Source organism: Pedobacter hiemivivus, from assembly GCF_004331685.1.
Lineage (GTDB): Bacteria > Bacteroidota > Bacteroidia > Sphingobacteriales > Sphingobacteriaceae > Pedobacter > Pedobacter hiemivivus.
The window spans coordinates 586,714-603,050 of the sequence record NZ_SJSM01000002.1; the positions used below are offsets into that span (position 1 = coordinate 586,714).

The 16,337-nt window shown below is 38.9% G+C and carries 13 protein-coding genes; 4 read left to right on the top strand and 9 right to left on the bottom strand.

Annotation, left to right across the window (positions count from 1 at the left end):
- The first annotated feature begins 114 nt into the window (after positions 1-114).
- A complete protein-coding gene (locus EZ444_RS05570; protein ID WP_131607725.1) occupies positions 115-543 on the top strand; it encodes a hypothetical protein in 429 nt (142 codons plus the stop codon).
- Between the two features lie 39 nt (positions 544-582).
- Here EZ444_RS05570 and EZ444_RS05575 read toward each other — a convergent pair whose 3' ends face one another.
- The 7 genes from EZ444_RS05575 to EZ444_RS05605 form a co-directional block, all read right to left on the bottom strand.
- Positions 583-1,503 (bottom strand): Ppx/GppA phosphatase family protein, encoded by a 921-nt coding sequence (locus tag EZ444_RS05575; RefSeq protein ID WP_131607726.1) that lies wholly within the window; start codon positions 1,501-1,503, stop codon positions 583-585.
- 45 nt (positions 1,504-1,548) lie between these two features.
- Positions 1,549-2,721 (bottom strand): molecular chaperone DnaJ, encoded by a 1,173-nt coding sequence (gene dnaJ / locus EZ444_RS05580; RefSeq protein WP_131607727.1) that lies wholly within the window; start codon positions 2,719-2,721, stop codon positions 1,549-1,551.
- Between the two features lie 6 nt (positions 2,722-2,727).
- Positions 2,728-3,342 carry a nucleotide exchange factor GrpE gene (locus EZ444_RS05585; protein WP_131607728.1) on the bottom strand — a complete coding sequence of 205 codons (615 nt, stop codon included), beginning with the start codon at positions 3,340-3,342 and terminating at the stop codon, positions 2,728-2,730.
- A gap of 128 nt (positions 3,343-3,470) precedes the next feature.
- Positions 3,471-4,154, bottom strand: a complete 684-nt coding sequence (locus tag EZ444_RS05590) for a cell division ATP-binding protein FtsE (RefSeq protein WP_131607729.1) — start codon at positions 4,152-4,154, stop codon at positions 3,471-3,473.
- Between the two features lie 2 nt (positions 4,155-4,156).
- The gene (locus tag EZ444_RS05595) at positions 4,157-4,360 is read right to left on the bottom strand and encodes a hypothetical protein (protein ID WP_062547218.1); all 204 of its coding nucleotides are present in this window, start codon (positions 4,358-4,360) and stop codon (positions 4,157-4,159) included.
- 77 nt (positions 4,361-4,437) lie between these two features.
- On the bottom strand, positions 4,438-6,348 hold the full coding sequence (locus EZ444_RS05600; RefSeq protein WP_131607730.1) for a T9SS type B sorting domain-containing protein: 1,911 nt from the start codon (positions 6,346-6,348) through the stop codon (positions 4,438-4,440).
- Between the two features lie 55 nt (positions 6,349-6,403).
- A complete protein-coding gene (locus tag EZ444_RS05605) occupies positions 6,404-7,426 on the bottom strand; it encodes an acyl-CoA reductase (protein ID WP_131607731.1) in 1,023 nt (340 codons plus the stop codon).
- Between the two features lie 77 nt (positions 7,427-7,503).
- Between EZ444_RS05605 and EZ444_RS05610 the strand changes: the two genes are divergently transcribed.
- Entirely contained in the window at positions 7,504-7,854 is a 351-nt protein-coding gene (locus EZ444_RS05610) for a 4Fe-4S dicluster domain-containing protein (protein ID WP_131607732.1), read from the top strand.
- Positions 7,855-8,018: 164 nt separating this feature from the next.
- Here the strand turns inward: EZ444_RS05610 and EZ444_RS05615 are convergent, their stop codons facing one another.
- Positions 8,019-8,474, bottom strand: coding sequence for a universal stress protein (locus EZ444_RS05615; protein ID WP_131607733.1), 456 nt, complete (start codon positions 8,472-8,474; stop codon positions 8,019-8,021).
- 131 nt (positions 8,475-8,605) lie between these two features.
- Between EZ444_RS05615 and EZ444_RS05620 the strand changes: the two genes are divergently transcribed.
- Both EZ444_RS05620 and EZ444_RS05625 read left to right on the top strand, forming a co-directional pair.
- Positions 8,606-9,388 carry a C40 family peptidase gene (locus EZ444_RS05620; protein ID WP_131607734.1) on the top strand — a complete coding sequence of 261 codons (783 nt, stop codon included), beginning with the start codon at positions 8,606-8,608 and terminating at the stop codon, positions 9,386-9,388.
- Positions 9,389-9,494: 106 nt separating this feature from the next.
- Positions 9,495-15,446, top strand: a complete 5,952-nt coding sequence (locus EZ444_RS05625) for an alpha-2-macroglobulin family protein (RefSeq protein ID WP_131607735.1) — start codon at positions 9,495-9,497, stop codon at positions 15,444-15,446.
- Here EZ444_RS05625 and EZ444_RS05630 read toward each other — a convergent pair.
- Entirely contained in the window at positions 15,436-16,335 is a 900-nt protein-coding gene (locus tag EZ444_RS05630) for a WD40 repeat domain-containing protein (protein WP_131607736.1), read from the bottom strand. The two genes, EZ444_RS05625 and EZ444_RS05630, sit on opposite strands and share 11 nt — an antisense overlap.
- Positions 16,336-16,337 lie beyond the last annotated feature (2 nt).

Below are 16,337 nucleotides of genomic sequence, written 5' to 3' on the forward strand. Positions count from 1 at the left end.
TAATTTTTGATAGGATTCTTTTAATAAAAAAAGAACAAAACAAAAGCTGCTCTGTTTTGAAACCTGAAATAGTTATATAGTATACTATGGATTTCAAAAACTAATTAAAATCAGATGAAAAAATTGTTAATTGTTTGCGGATTGTTGTTTAGTATAATAACAATCGCACAGGCGCAAAGCACAGGCCAGAAAAAAATGGCAACCCCCGAAGAAAAGGCTAAAATGAGTGCCGAAAGGTTAGCCAAAAAACTTGATTTGAATCCAGATCAGAAAAAGAAAATAGAGGATATCTATTTAGAAGAGTCGATGGCGATGGCTACAGCGGATAAAGAAGGAACGGGAGATAAAGAAGCGAAAAAAGCGGAAAAGATGAGAATTCATAATGAAGCAGACACGAAGATTGCTGCGGAGTTAACCGAACCTCAAAAACAGAAATACGAAGCTTGGAAAATGGAGAATAAAAAACACATGAAAATGAAAAAAGGCATGAAAGAAAAAAGGCCAGTTACTCCGCCACCAGTTACTACACCTCCTGTTATGTAAAATAATAAAAGCGACCATCGAGTCGCTTTTATTGTTTGTTTATCCTTCTAGCTTAGCTGAAGCTAGTCCGTATAAAACGCCCATCTTTAAATCGTAAGTAGAAAGGCTTATGCTTTTGATCCCGCAATTGGCGATTACATAATTACTGATTAAAGCTGCGATAACGATCATGTCAACTCGTAATGCAATTAGATTGGGCATAATTTCGCGCTCTGCGTGCGTAGAAGCAATTAATGAAGCTGCAAGCTTGTGGTAATCATTCAGGTCGATAGGAGCTGATTTAACACTGTTTAAATCAATACTGGGGTCAATCATCCCAGTAAAGCTTTCGAAGGCGCCCGCAGAGCCTACAAGGTGTTGTGGTTTATATAAGGCGCAGGCTGCTTCTAATTCCTGCAATGTATCTTTTAAATGATCCAGAATAGCCAATTGGTCTGTCTGAATAATTGGATCAGAGTGGAAATAAGCCTGGGTTAAACGGGCGGCGCCAATATTATAGCTTGCTTTCCAAAGTATCCCATCAGCATCCGCTATAATAAACTCCGTACTTCCACCACCGATATCCATAATCAATGAGGTTGCCTGGATGGCTCCAGTAGCTTTAACACCCTTAAAGATATAGGCTGCCTCCTGATCTCCACTGATCACTTCGATGTCAATTCCGGCATCCGTTTTAGCTGCGTTAACAAAGTCGCCCCCATTGTCCGCACTACGTACAGCCGAAGTTGCAGTAGCTTTAACCACATCAACCTGGTGTTTTATGATTTCCTGTTTAAAAAACTTAAGTGTAGCAATACCTCTTTCGAAAGCTTCGGGGATAATGATGTTTTCATTAATACGTCCTTGACCCAACCTAACCGGTTCGTTTGTTTTAAGAAGCACTTTTACTTCAGTAGCCGATATTTCGGCTATAATAAGGTGAAAGGTATTGGTGCCAAGATCAATAACAGCTGCAATCATATAAAATTTTAGGTTGTAAAAAAGGCCGCTTAAAGCGGCCTTTCATTATTCAAAATATTCTTTCATTTTCTCAAAGAAGCTCTTGTCGTTCTTACCTGGTTGAGGTTTGAAGTTTGGAGAGTCTCTTAGCTTTTCTAAAATGTTCCTTTCTTCGGCACTTAAAATTTTAGGTGTCCAAATATTTACGTGGATGATTTCATCACCACGGTGATAGGAGTTGATTTCAGGAATACCTTTTCCTTTTAAGCGCAATAGCTTTCCACTTTGGGTACCTGGTTCAATTTTGATTTTGGCTTTACCATCAATAGTCGGTACTTCGGCACTGTAGCCTAAAGCTGCATCAACAATAGAAACATGTAAATCGTAAACCACATTGTTTCCTTCGCGTTTTAGACTTTCGTGAGGGATTTCTTCAATCAGGATGATCAAATCTCCAGGAATACCGCCATTAGGGGCCGCATTTCCTTTTCCACTCATGCTCAATTGCATACCATCACTTACTCCAGCAGGGATGTTAATGTTGATGGTTTCTTCACCCCTTACAATACCTTCACCATGACAAGAACCGCATTTTGCAGTAATTTGAGATCCACTACCATTACAAGTAGGGCAGGTAGAAGTAGTTTGCATTTGTCCCAAAATGGTATTGGTTACTCTGCGTACAGCACCGCTACCACCACAGGTATTACAAGTACTTACCGACGAACGGTCTTTAGCACCACTACCATCACAGGTTTTGCAGACAATCTGTTTGTTTACTTTTATCTTTTTCTCGGTGCCATTGGCAATCTCTTCGAGCGTAAGTTTTACTTTGATACGTAGGTTGGTACCTTTTGATACACGTCGGCCACTGCGTGACTGTTGGCCACCACCAAAGAAGCTTTCAAAAGGACTACCACCGCCAGCACCTGAACCGAATATATCGCCAAACTGGCTGAAGATATCTTCCATGTTCATTCCGCCGCCGCCATATCCGCCGCCACCTGAAGCACCACCAACACCGGCATGACCATAATGGTCATAACGCTGTTTTTTCTCAGGGTTACTTAAAATCTCATAAGCCTCAGCCGCTTCTTTAAATTTATCTTCGGCAGATTTATCATCCGGGTTTTTGTCCGGGTGAAACTTAATGGCTAGTTTACGGTAAGCCTTTTTAATTTCTTCAGCTGATGTGTTTCTGGATACGCCAAGCACATCATAATAATCTCTCTTGCTCATAAAATATTAACTACCTACTACAACTTTTGCAAAGCGAATAACTTTGTCATTTAAGGTATATCCTTTTTCCAGTTCATCCATTACTTTTCCCTTCATCTCTTCATTTGGTGCAGGGATTTTAGTGATGGCTTCATGGTGATCCGTATTAAATGGAGTATTCATACTCTCCATTTCTTTAAGACCTTTTTGGGCCAATGTATTTTTTAACTTGGTATGCACAAGATCTACACCTTCACGGATGGCATTGATGTCAGTAGCATTTTCCATTGCTTTGTTCGCCCTGTCAAAATCATCCAGCAAAGGCAATAAGGAAATAATCACATCTTTACCTGCTGTTTGTAACAGCTCTACACGTTCTTTTTGTGTACGGCGTTTATAGTTGTCAAACTCTGCAAATAAACGTAGATATTTGTCGTTTAAAGCAGCATTCTCTTGTTGCAGTTTTTCTTCAGCAGTCAGTTCAGGAACGATTTCTTCAGCTACTTCTTGTTCTTCAGTAGTCACAGTATTCGCATCTTTAATATCATTTATCAATTGATCTTCAGCATGAGTTTCTGCTGCAGGGTCTTGATTTTGCATAGTTGTATCTTTATTATCGTGTTTTTTCTTCTTGCTAAACATAGTATAGTAGAATTTTTGGAGATAAACTCAAAAGGTTTGCCAATGGGAAATATCCGTCATGCTGTCAGTTTTAATTGTAAAACTTAGAACAGAATGTCCGAATAATAAAATTTTGTCAGAAAATTGTATTAAACAATCTGGGCGTCTTCATGAATAACACCACTCTCACATTTTATAATCCTTGAAGGGAATGTTCTGATGATGTGGTAATCATGTGTAGCCATTAAAACAGCAGTTCCACTCTGACTGATCTGCTTCAAAAGCATCACAATTTCTTCAGAAGTATCCGGATCTAAATTTCCTGTAGGTTCATCGGCTAGAATAATTTCCGGATTGTTTAACAATGCACGTGCAATAACTACGCGTTGCTGCTCACCACCTGAAAGTTCATGCGGCATTTTTTTAATTTTAGAACGCAAGCCAACTTTTTCCAGTACATCTTTAATGCGCTCACTAATCAGATTTTGATCTGTCCAACCAGTAGCTTTAAGAACAAAATCAAGGTTCTTCTCAACAGTTCTGTCGGTCAATAATTGGAAATCCTGAAATACAATACCTAATTTTCTACGTAAAAAGGGTACTTCCTTATTACCCAGTTTTTTTAAATCGAAACCGGCTATTTGTCCATCTCCATTACCAATGTGAAGGTCGCCATAAATGATCTTTAGCAAACTACTCTTTCCAGAACCTGTCTGACCAATTAAAAAAACGAATTCACCCTTGTCGATATTTAAGTTTACGTTCGACAAAACCAGATGCTTTTGCTGAAAAACATCTACATTTTTTAAATTTATAACTGTGTTCTCTGTCATGTTTAGATATCTAATTTAGCAATTTGTCCGAAAGGCAAATCATTTACAAAATTCATAATGTATGGTAGTTTATCACCTAAACCAAGTTTTTCTAGTGATTTATCCGGCCTGTCGACTCTAAAATAAGCTAATAAGGTGAATTTATCGTCCCTTAATTGCACATAATCCGGAATCTTGGCAATGCCTTTTACTTTAATAACATACATCGCTCAAAAATAGTATTTCAAAATGAAACCATCATGATTTTTCAGACTACAATTGAAATGAATACAAAATCATGAATTTATCTAATGACCATCAATGATCCGCTGAGTGGTTTTAGTCCTGGTTCTAAATAGATCATATAATAATATACACCCGCCGGAACGTCTTCATTTCTGTGTTTCCCATCCCATGGTTTTGCATAGCCATCACTTTGAAACATCATTTGTCCATAACGGTTCATGATTTTTACGCTCGGATTGGCATAGGTGTCAATGGCGATAATATTCCAGATGTCATTGATTCCATCCCCATTAGGACTAAAGGAATTTGGGACAATCAGTTTTTCATATACTTCAATAAAAACGTCGCTGGTAATACTTGTACAGCCAGTACTCGAAAGTACATTTAAGGTGTAAGTGGTGCTAACAGGTGGTTTTGCTGTTGGGGTTAATTTAAATGGATCATCCAGGTAATCTGTCGGAGTCCAAAATACCTGACCTACGTTATCTCCTGATACTGATCCATTAATAACTGTTTTGTTTCCTTTAAGGATTTTTAGATCAGGGCCAGCTGCAGCGATTAGATCTTTATAAACCTCGACTGTAATTTGAGCGCTTGATCCACATAAACCATTAGAAGCATAAACTGTATAAGTAGTGGTTCTTGCTGGATTTGCCATCGGATCTGGAATGTTAGTTGCCGATAAACCTGTGGCCGGTACCCAGCGGTAGGTGCTGCCGCCATTAGCGTTTAACTTTACGGATGAACCTTTACAAATCGGGGCAACCAGATCTATTGTAACTATAGGTTCTGGTAATAAAGTTACAGTAGTCGAAGTACTGGCTTCGCATCCAGCGCCATTGGTCACCGTAACCGTATAGGTGCCTGCCATATTAGCTGTAGCATTGTTAATTATGGGAGATTGTTGATTAGAGCTACTGCCATCAGGGAAGGTCCATTTGTAAGAACTGGCGTTGCTTACAGATAATTGAATAGGATCACCAACGCAAACAGTTATGGGGTCATTAGCTATGGGGATGGCGGGTGGGGGGCTTACATTTAACTCAAATGTGGGTGAGTTTGCCCGACAGTTAGGCGAGTTGATATTGCCATTTTCGGCTACTAAAAGTCTGTATTTGTAACTGCCAACTTGTGCGTTTACAAAGGGCTTAGTGTACTTGTTTGTGGTTTGTGTAGGCATATCTTGCCATACGCCGCTCGCATCCATTTCCTGCCACAGGTATTGCGGGTTTGTATAAACTCCTGGGGTTGGCTCTGCTGATAAGTCAAAGTTTTTGGTTTCACCAATGCACAGGCTTTTATTTGGTGTAATTACTCCGTCAATGGAAGGGATAATTACTGGTCCGCAGACACTAAAGGTGATGTCGTCTAGAGCGAAATCATTTCCACCGCCGCCTAAGCCATTGTTCATTATTTTTACCACTACTTCGGTAACACTTGCATCTGTCTTAAACGTTGTAGAATATCGTTTCCAGTCGGTACTGCTGCCTTCCGGAATTGGATCTGTGTCAAATTGCTTAATGAGTACTCCGGATGTGGTCTCAATAATGAACTTAAGGTTTGGCCGGATTCCCTGTCTAGCCATAACGTTAATTATCCATGCTCCAAAATCATAGGTTGTACCTGGACAAAGATCTGGTATAGTCGCCTGGTAAAATATTCCAGCTTGATGCTGATCGGCATTGATGAGCATCATATACCCATCTGGGTCGTTGGGGGTATGATTGTTAACTTCTAGCCAATTTCTTTGTGAAACCTGGCTCATACCGGCCGTTGTCTTTACAATTGTATACTGTCCATCATCGGGGAAATCCACGTCGTCGTACTCGTAATTTGTTTTATCCGGAATGGCAGGTCCACGATCAATGGTGCCTCTACCAAAGTCATACTTCCTTACCGGATCTCCTATAGAACCGGCACAAGTTTGAGATTTGGCATTACCTATTGTTAGAATAAGTAGGAATAACAAGAAAACGTTAGTTTTAGAGATCACCTTTTTTATTTAAAACTAAAGATAATGCTATTTAATTAATTGTGTTTAAAAATTCTATCGTATTTACATTATCAGCATAATCCCAAAGTTTAGGCGTCTGACTTTGTCCAAAGCCCAAAACTGCTGTATCCAATTTTAATGCGGCATTACTTACTACACATTGAATATCCTCAGCTTTACTGCTTAACAGTTCTTCCAGCTGTTCAACATTGGTATAAGTTTCATAATATAAAACAGCCAAGGGTGATGAAAGACTTTCGCCTTCAGTTAACAATAAAAAGCCGTTATCATAATGATGTTTTAGGTTCACCAGGTAAATAGACTTGTTATAATCATAGTTGTTGTTGTATTTAAAATGATTGATAATGTCTTTAAATCCTTCGATAGGCTCAAAAAAGTTTTTGATGTCATAGCCTTCAGGAATATACAGTTTAGACACGTTGCGGCATCCTAAGCCAAAATAATCGAATATATCATGTCCCAGAAGCGCTAATTCCGCTGCGCTTTCATTCCCGGTGATTACGGCGGCACTATTTCTATTTTTTCTGATGATGTTTGGTCCTTTGCCAAAATAAAACTCAAAATATCTTGATGTATTGTTACTACCAGTCGCAATTACAGCATCAAAATCCTTCAAGCGATCTACATAAACAATCCGATCTGCAAGTAAAGGTTCGATCTTAACCAGTTGAGCAAGTAAGGCAGGTAGCAATTTATCATCAGCTGATGAGAGTTTTATTAAGGCTATATTTCCTGTAGCAAGCACCGAAATCACGTCTTGAAAGCCCACCATCGGTATATTACCAGCTAAAATTAAACCAACTTTTTTTGGTGTATCACTTACCCGAATGTCCTTAAACCAGGTCTCCAAATCCTGCTGATTTAGCATCTGATGTAATGAATTTAAAGCCCTTTGTACCTCCGCCTCAGTAAACCACGCATTGTGATTAGATGCCGAAAAGATCAGGTTTTTGAAATCTTCGCTGGGTTCAGCAATGAAGTTACTTAGTTTTTTAAATGCAATAATTAATTTTTCGCTATTAAGGATTGGCATAATTCCAATGATTTTAAAGTTTATGTGTTATATTTGCTGTTGCAAAGGTAAACTTAGCAATAGATATAGACGAAGACATGGCTATTAAAATAACAGACGAATGCATTAACTGCGGAGCATGTGAGCCTGAATGCCCAAATAATGCAATTTACGATGCAGGCACAGCCTGGAGATTTTCAGATGGTACCAATTTAAATGGTATTATTGATTTTGGAGGCAAAGAAATGGACGCAGAGAGTGCTCAAGAAGCAGTATCTGACGAAGTTTATTATATCGTTTCCGATAAATGTACAGAATGCAAAGGCTTTCATGACGAGCCTCAGTGCGCAGCGGTATGCCCTGTAGACTGTTGTGTTGATGATGAAGATGTACGTGAAACTGAAGAAGAACTTTTGGCCAAAAAAGCCTGGTTACATCAGGAAAACTAAGCCTACAAGCTAATAAAAAGGGCCAACTCCTATAAAGAGTTGGCCCTTTGCATGTGTTGCTATATCGTTCTTAGGGCTTTGCTGCGACTATGGCCCCAGCAAGGCCCCACCAACACCCCAGCAATGCCCCGGAAAGGCCCGCGGAATTATAGACTGGTTGTCTCTTAGTCCTTCTCTTCGTATTTATTCGGAATGATCAAAACTGGGCAGGCCGATTTTCTGGCTACGTGCTCCGCAACGCTCCCCATTAAAAAATGATAGATGCCTGTACGTCCGTAAGTTCCAATCACAATTAGATCAGATCCCCAGTCGTCAGACTGCTTAATAATCCCATGCGCAGCATTATCAATTACACTAAAATACGTGGTTGATACGCCATGACTAAATTTGTTTTCTATTTCTTTTAATAATAGATGGCTATTCTCTTCGCTGTTGTCGTAGGTTTCTAAAAATACAGGAGCCAACGTTAAATCTGGATTAATGTTTGCCGGTATAGGTTCTATGATGTTGACCAATGCAACCTCTGCACCAAAGGTTTTTGCCAACTCATAACCCGTCTTGGCTGCTTTTTCTGAGCAGGTACTATTATCTACGGCAATTAAAATCTTTTTGAGGTTCATGGTGTTTATCTTAAAAGGTTAATATTAGCTCATCATTTGAATCAATCATTTCAACAAAAAATAAATGATGTGTATGAAAATAACAAATTAACCCCATAAAAGTTTAAATTTATGCCATTGATTTTATCATTATGGAACAAGAGTTTGGGATTTGCAGAGTAGCTGTAGCACCTTTAAGAGCCGGGACTTCGGATAAAGCCGAGATTGCATCTCAGCTATTGTTTGGCGACCATGTCGAAATACTTGAAAAAACCGATAAGTGGTGGCTGGTACGCAATGGCTACGATGGCTATGAAGGTTGGATGGATTATAAACAACTCGGTAGCCTTAACCATGAGCAGTTTGTTAAAAATCAAGACTGTGATCACCTGGCACCTGCACAGCTTGCTAATGCCGTTGTTGCAGCCGATGGTAGTAAGTATTTCCTTGCGGCAGGTAGTAATTTACCAGCTTATGCGGGTGGATGTTGCTATCTTGGAGATGAGAAATTCGAAATTTCCTTTTCGCCTAAGCTGATCAAATCCAATACTTCTGTTGATGAACTTGTCGATACGGCCCTGTTCTTTCAGAATGCACCTTATTTATGGGGCGGCCGAACCGTATTTGGGGTAGATTGCTCTGGTTTTGTCCAAAATGTATTTAAACTAAATGGTATCAAGTTATTCCGCGATGCATGGCAACAAGCAGAACAAGGCACCGTGGTAGATTTTTTGCCGGAAGTAAAGACCGGAGATTTGGCTTTTTTTGACAATGCCGAGGGACGCATTACTCATGTCGGGATGATGCTAAATTCAGGCGAAATCATCCATGCTTCCGGAAAAGTGCGGATAGATCCGATGGACAATCAGGGAATTTACAATGCCGAATTGGGCAGATATACCCATAATCTAAGAATCGTAAAGCGCTTTATTTAAGCTGTTTTTAACTTAGTTTAACTTTCGTGACATAGTGTTGCTAATTTAATTGTACTAGTTTTATGGAATTAACGATTTGTTGCATCCATATTACAAATACTATATTATGAAGCATCTTTTACGCTCTACCTTCCTGATCATCTGTGCTACAACATCTCTTTTCGCTCAGAAGAAATTAACCAATAGCCGCACTGCTGGGGCTTACACCTACATCTACAAATTAACAGATAAGGAAGCCTTTTCCCTTGCCTCGGTAACCAATCAGGCGCTTAATGATGGCTTTTTACATACCCTCGTCGATTCATTTTATAATGTTAAAAACAGTAATTATCTGAAAAAGCTTCCTTATGGCAATTATGTACAGGTTAACCCCGTGAAAAATGAATTGCTTTATAAGCTGATGCCAGAGAATAATGTGAATCTCCAGTTTATAAACAATAGAAAGGACTTCCAATTTGTCATTACCGATTTGAAGGGGAATGTGATTAAGGATGCTCAGGTAAAAGTAGGTAAACGTAAAACGATAAAATATAATGATAAAGCGGGATTATATATCAGTAAGGCAGAGAAGCTACCTGTAATTACAGTCCGCCATGATGGGATAAGTAATTATTTTACATACAAGGAAGAAGGGAATTATAAGCCGCGTATTTCGCCACAAAAACAAGCAAAGGAGAAGCGATTGTATAATGCGGTTAATGGAATACATGGAACAGTTGAGCTAAAGAAACCGAAATATACCGGTTATATGGTGTTTAATAAGCCCATGTATAAACCTCTGGATACCGTCAAATTTAAGGCGTATCTGGTAACTGCCAAGGGGATAGCATTAAAAGATAAACCTTTAAGAGTCGAGCTTTATAAGGAATGGGAGGGGCCTGGAACAGTGCTTACTACACTAAATCCTTATCGGGAAGGTGGCTATGAGTATAGTTTTGTATTGGCTGATAGTCTGCAGTTAAAGTTGGACAGGAATTATAAGATTGTGTTAAAGGAGGAGACCAAAGAAGGCTGGATAGAAGTTTTTCAAAGTAATTTCCGTTATGAAGATTATGAGTTGAAATCTGTTAACTTTTCTGTGAGATCGGATAAGAATGAATACAGCCCCGGCAACCCTGTTACCGTATTTTTGAAAGCTGTTGATGAAAATGACCTGGCTGTGCCTGACGGTAGAGTGGAGGTTGCTGTGTTGAGCAGCTATGCAACTAACTATTATGATGACCGAGTTTTTCTAAAAGATTCCTTATGGAAAACGAATATAGTACTTGATCCGGTTGGAGAAACTAAAATGGTATTGCCAGATAGTATTTTCCCGCGAGCAGATTTTAATTTTTCCATGTCATTCAGCTTCTTAAATAGCAATAATGAGCGCAGAACTGCTCGTAAGGATCTAAAATATACCATAAATAGCTCAGATGTAAAGTTTGATTTGAAAAATGATAGTTTGCATCTTGACTACCTTGTGCAGGGGAAATCAACTCCGCAAAAGGCAACCGTTTACCTTTGGTATCCTTACACTGATGTGCGAGATTCTATTCAAGTGAATCTTCCTGGAGCGATTAAAATGGACTATCGGGTGACTGAGTATCGATTGAAAACCGCTAATGGATTTAATGATAATATCAATTTGCAGAGTTTAAACGCTGGAATCGGTACAAATGCTAATCAAGGTAAGGATTCGGTTCGTGTTTTTGTGAATAACCCTCATAAAATACCGTTTTGGTACACTGTTTTTTCTGAGGATAAAGTTCTTTCAAAAGGATTTACGACTCATTTGGATACCATTATAAGGCATTCCGGTGCAAAAGCCGCTCATATAAAATTAAACTATTTATGGGGTGGCAGGGAGTTGAGTACAGAAACGAGTACTTTCTATAATCCAAATGGATTAAATGTAAAGCTTTTATCGCCTGCTTTGGTTTATCCGGGACAAACGGTAAATATGCAAGTTAAGGTTACCGATTTTAACGATCGGCCAGTTGCAGCTACAGATGTTACAGCTTATGCTTATACTTCTAAATTTAAGAATGGGTATCGGGTCGCTTTGCCGAGTTTTGGGAAAGTGTTCCATGCGCGCAAATTAAACTCCCAATTTATAGGGACTGAATTGAGTTTAACAGGCCAAATGCGACTTACATGGGATAAATGGCGTAAAGAGTTGAACTTGGATACCATTGAATATTATAAATTTAGTCAGACTAAGGATCTATATGCTATAGCAGAAGAAGGTGTTGATTCGCTGATGGCTGTAGTAGCCCCTTTTGTCGTTAAAAATGGAGCTATTGAACCTGTACATATTGTTTTTATTGATGATGTTCCTGTTTATTTTAGTCAGGCTAATCAGCTTAAGCGTTATGCGTTTTCTGTTAAACCAGGTAAGCATAACATTCGTATGCGTACAGCAAGCCATGTGGTTTCACTGAATGATTATGAATTTGTAAAGGGTAAAAAAACAATTTTGAGTGTGGCTGCAGATGAACACAATATTAAGGCTGGAGTTACGGCGGTTACAAAGGAGCTTACTGATGGTGAAGCAACTCAAATAAGTCAGTATATGATCCGGATAGTGGATAATTTTGAAGGCGAGAAAAGTACAATTGCAACGGACAGTATTCCATATTTATTGAATTTTTCCAACTCTAATCCAACTCCAACCGATGTATATAGTTCGTTGTTGAGAGGAAGGAATGCTGAAAAAGCTAGCCTGCTGGTAGGTCCTTTCACTCAAAATTACTTACATTTTAGATCGGGAGGACTTTACGAAACGTTTGTTAAAGAACCCGGTTACACTTATACTTTTCTACCAGGGTTACTTAAGCAGAAATCATATGAAACTCCTAATGGCTTAAATAGACTTTTATCCTCGGTTAATGGTGCTGAAGATTATAAACAATATCCTGTTAAAAAGGGCGAAGTGGATAGCATCTGGAGTGATTATCTTGATTTAAGAAGTAGCACAATGACATTGTTTGGAAACAGGTATTACTACGGAAAAAATTATGGTCGGTTGTTGATGAAGGTTGATTCGAGTGTGATGAAGGGGATGCCTTATTTAAAGAGTATCATCATTTGTAAATATGATGAGCCAGATTTTTTAATGGTTTACCCCGGCAATGCAAGAGATCTTATTTCACTCGAAAGTGGAGTGTATCGTGTTACTTATTTGTTTAAAGACAATCGTTATTTCGTTGCCAAGGACGTAAGGGTTGAAGCAAGAGGTATAAACTACTATTTGTGGAAAGGTGTGAAAATGATGCCTGAGGATAAATTGAGCTCGCAAATAGATCTGCAAATTAAATCTGTTGGCATTGGTAAAAAAGGATGGAATACATCAGAAGTGCAACAAAATATCCTTAGACTAATCAATGATAAGTATTTAGATCCAGCCATATTTACTGGGAAAATGCTGGGAAGGGTAATTGATGCTGCAACTAAAGCAGCAATTCCAGGAGTCAGTATTAGGGTAAAAGGTTCAAATTATGCGACAACCACTACCAGAGCAGATGGGAGCTTTGAGATTAAAGTGCCTGAACGTGGAAAAATCATTGTAGTTGCCCTTGGGTATGAGTCTCAAGAAGTTCCAGTAAAAAGTGGAAATGCAGGTGATATTACACTTGATGAAAGTCTAAACTCTTTAAGTGAAGTGGTTGTAGTTGGCTATGGTGTACAGAAAAAACAAAATATGACGGGGGCAATTAGTTCTGTTGTTGGAGATGCTAGCGTCTATAATTTTGGTAGTAATGATCGTGTAGTTCTAAGGGATATTAGGACAAAACCTGGTGAAAAGTTTTCGAAGGAGGAATTGATGATCGCAATCAGAGGGATAGGTCAACTGGGCAATTTTGACGAGCAAAAGCCATTAATTATTGTAGATGGTATACCCTATAGCGGCGAGCTAAGTACTGTGAATGCAAGTGAAATTATATCTATAGATATTTTGAAAGATGCTGATGCAACCGCAATTTATGGTGCCAGAGCAGCCGGAGGAGTAATTATTGTCAAAACAAAGGGTGGGAATACGGCTGTCAATGCAGCGGGCGAATTGGTGCAACAGGAACAAACCATGCGTACTAATTTTTCTGATTATGCCATCTGGCAGCCAAAATTGGTTACGGATGAGGAAGGGAAAGCGAGCTTTACCGTTAAATTTCCGGATGACATTACCAATTGGACAACCAGGTTAATCGCCATGAATGGTCGTAAACAAAGTGGTATTGCCGAGACAAATATCAAGTCATTTAAAACATTAAGCGCCAATTTTGTATCTCCTTCATTTGCGTTGGCAGGTGATAGCATTAAGGTAATCGGGAAATTGATGAATTACAGCAATGCCGATGAAATCGTAACTAGAAAGTTCAGTTATAATGGTGCTGAGGTGTTAAACAGCGCAGTAACATTTAAAAATGCAAAGATTGATACCCTGAGTATCGTTGCTAAAGGTGGGGGCTTTAAAGTTCATGCAGATCATGTGAATGTGGTAGATAGTTTGAGGTTTGAATACTCCATGAAGCAGGACAATGGCTATTTTGATGGCGAGGTTCGTAAAATTCCATTGCTACAAGCTGGTGTGACGGAAACTAAAGGCTATTTTAATGCATTTACACGCGATACTACGGTTAACTATAACTTCGATGCGACCTTAGGTAAGGTTACACTTAGGGCCGAAGCTTCTTTATTTCCTACGCTATTAGATGAAATAGATAAACTGCGCAGTTATGAATACTTGTGCAATGAACAGCTGGCTTCTAAGCTAAAGGCCTTACTGTTAGAAAAAACTGTTAGGAAGTACCTTAGTGAACCATTTAAGGAAGAAAAAAATATCAAAGAAATTCTTAAAAAACTACAAAACAACAAGCGCCCGGAAGGCACCTGGGGATGGTGGCAAAACAGTAGTGAGGAACTGTGGATTAGCTTACATGTTGTTGAAGCCTTATTGGAAGCCCAAAAGCAAGGTTATCCTGTGGTATTGGATAAGGATAAATTATACAACTACCTGACTAATAAAATGGCTAACGAGAACTATTTTGATCAGATTTACGGGATACGCTTATTGAGTTTGTTGAATGAAAAGTATTATAGCAATGACTGGATCATAGCGATGGAAAAACAGAGGGCTGAACTGGAAGAAAAGAATGTTCGGGAAAGAAAAGCAAATTCAGATGTTCCAAAATTAGCTGAACAACCATTATACGAAAAACTTCAATTGATGCAATTGAAACAAAAGACTGGAATGCCTATTGATATGAAATGGCTGTTGGGCTTGAAAAAGGAAACGATGTTTGGGAATTGCTATTGGGGTGAAGAGGGGCGTTATTTCTGGGACAATAGCATTCAGAATACTTTGTTAGCCTACCAGATTTTAAAAACGAATGGTAGTTACAGAGATGAGATAGATCGGATTACCCGGTATTTCCTGGAGCAGAGAAAAACAGGGCAGTGGCGTAATACTTTTGAGTCCTCTTTAATATTAGAAACCATATTGCCAGAGTTGATTAATGTTTCGGGCAAAAAGTTTCAACCAGCCAGTATTGTTTTGAACCAAACAGAGCAGGTTAATGTTTTTCCATTCCATAAGGTGATTGATCCAGCGACATTAAAATTGAGTAAAAAAGGAGATGCTCCGGTTTATTTCACGGCTTATCAACAATTCAATAATCCTAAACCAGAAAAAGTAAGTAAAGACTTTGCCGTAAAAACATATTTTGAGCAAAATGGAGAATCCGTTCAAAAGCTAAAGGCAGGTGCTTTAACCACTTTAAAAGTTAATGTGGATGTGCGTGCTGATGCAGATTATGTCATGATTGAAATTCCTATCCCCGCTGGCTGTTCTTACGAGAATAAAGTGCAAAGCTTTTGGGGAGTAGAAACACACAGAGAATACTTTAAACACAAGACCTCAATTTTCTGTACCAAATTGAAAAAAGGTACTTATACTTTTACCGTACAGTTGATGCCAAGGTATTCAGGTAATTATATCCTAAATCCAGCTAAAGCCGAAATGATGTACTTTCCTGTGTTTTATGGAAGAGAAGGGATGAAAAGAGTGACTATAAAGTAAACTCCCAAATCATGACTTGCCTGTCATCACCTGTCGAAATCAGATATTTGCCATCAGTACTCCAGATCATTTTATTAATAGAGTGAAAGTGGCCTGGAGTGTTTTTCTCTAAACTGAGTATTTTATAGAGTTTAAAAGTCTCGCTGTCCCATAGTTTAATGCTCTTGTCCTGACTACAGGTAGCAAAATAGGGTAGAGTAGGGTGGAAAACGATGGAGTAAACGCTAAACATATGTGCCGGAACACTATTGCTGAGTGTATAGTCAGGCAGGCTCCATATCTTCAGCTGAGCATCTCTGCTGCCCGAAATCAAGTAAGTGCCATTTGGTGCGTACTGTAAAGCGGTTACTGCAAATTTGTGCCCTTCAAGCTCTTTAATAAGCGTGTAATCATCAGAGTTATATATTCTGATGATGCCATCCTTACAACCCAAGGCTACTTCTTTTGCATCATTGCTCAAGGCAATTGTCCGCACGGTATTTTGTAGTACCGGAAAATTGTACAGCAACGTAAAGTCTTTTAAAGACCATACCGCCACGGTGCCATCTTCTCCGGTACTTATAATTTCGTTTTTATGGGCAATGGTTTTTACATCAAACACACCTTTTTGGTGATGGCTTAATGTGGCTATTACTTTTTGCTCCAACAGGTCGAATACCAGGATTAGCCCACTTCTTTGTGCAACAAACAGTAAGTCTTGATAGGTATGTAAAGCGTATACTGAGCTTTGTACCGGCAAGATTACTTTTACAAAGGACATGGTATTCAACGACCATTCCACTACTCCCTTATCATTACCCGCACTAAAGAAAGTATCTTTCTGATTAGAGTTGGCCAAGGCATAAATTGGGTTCTGGTGTCCGCTAAGGGTGTGGAGGTGTGTAATCATTG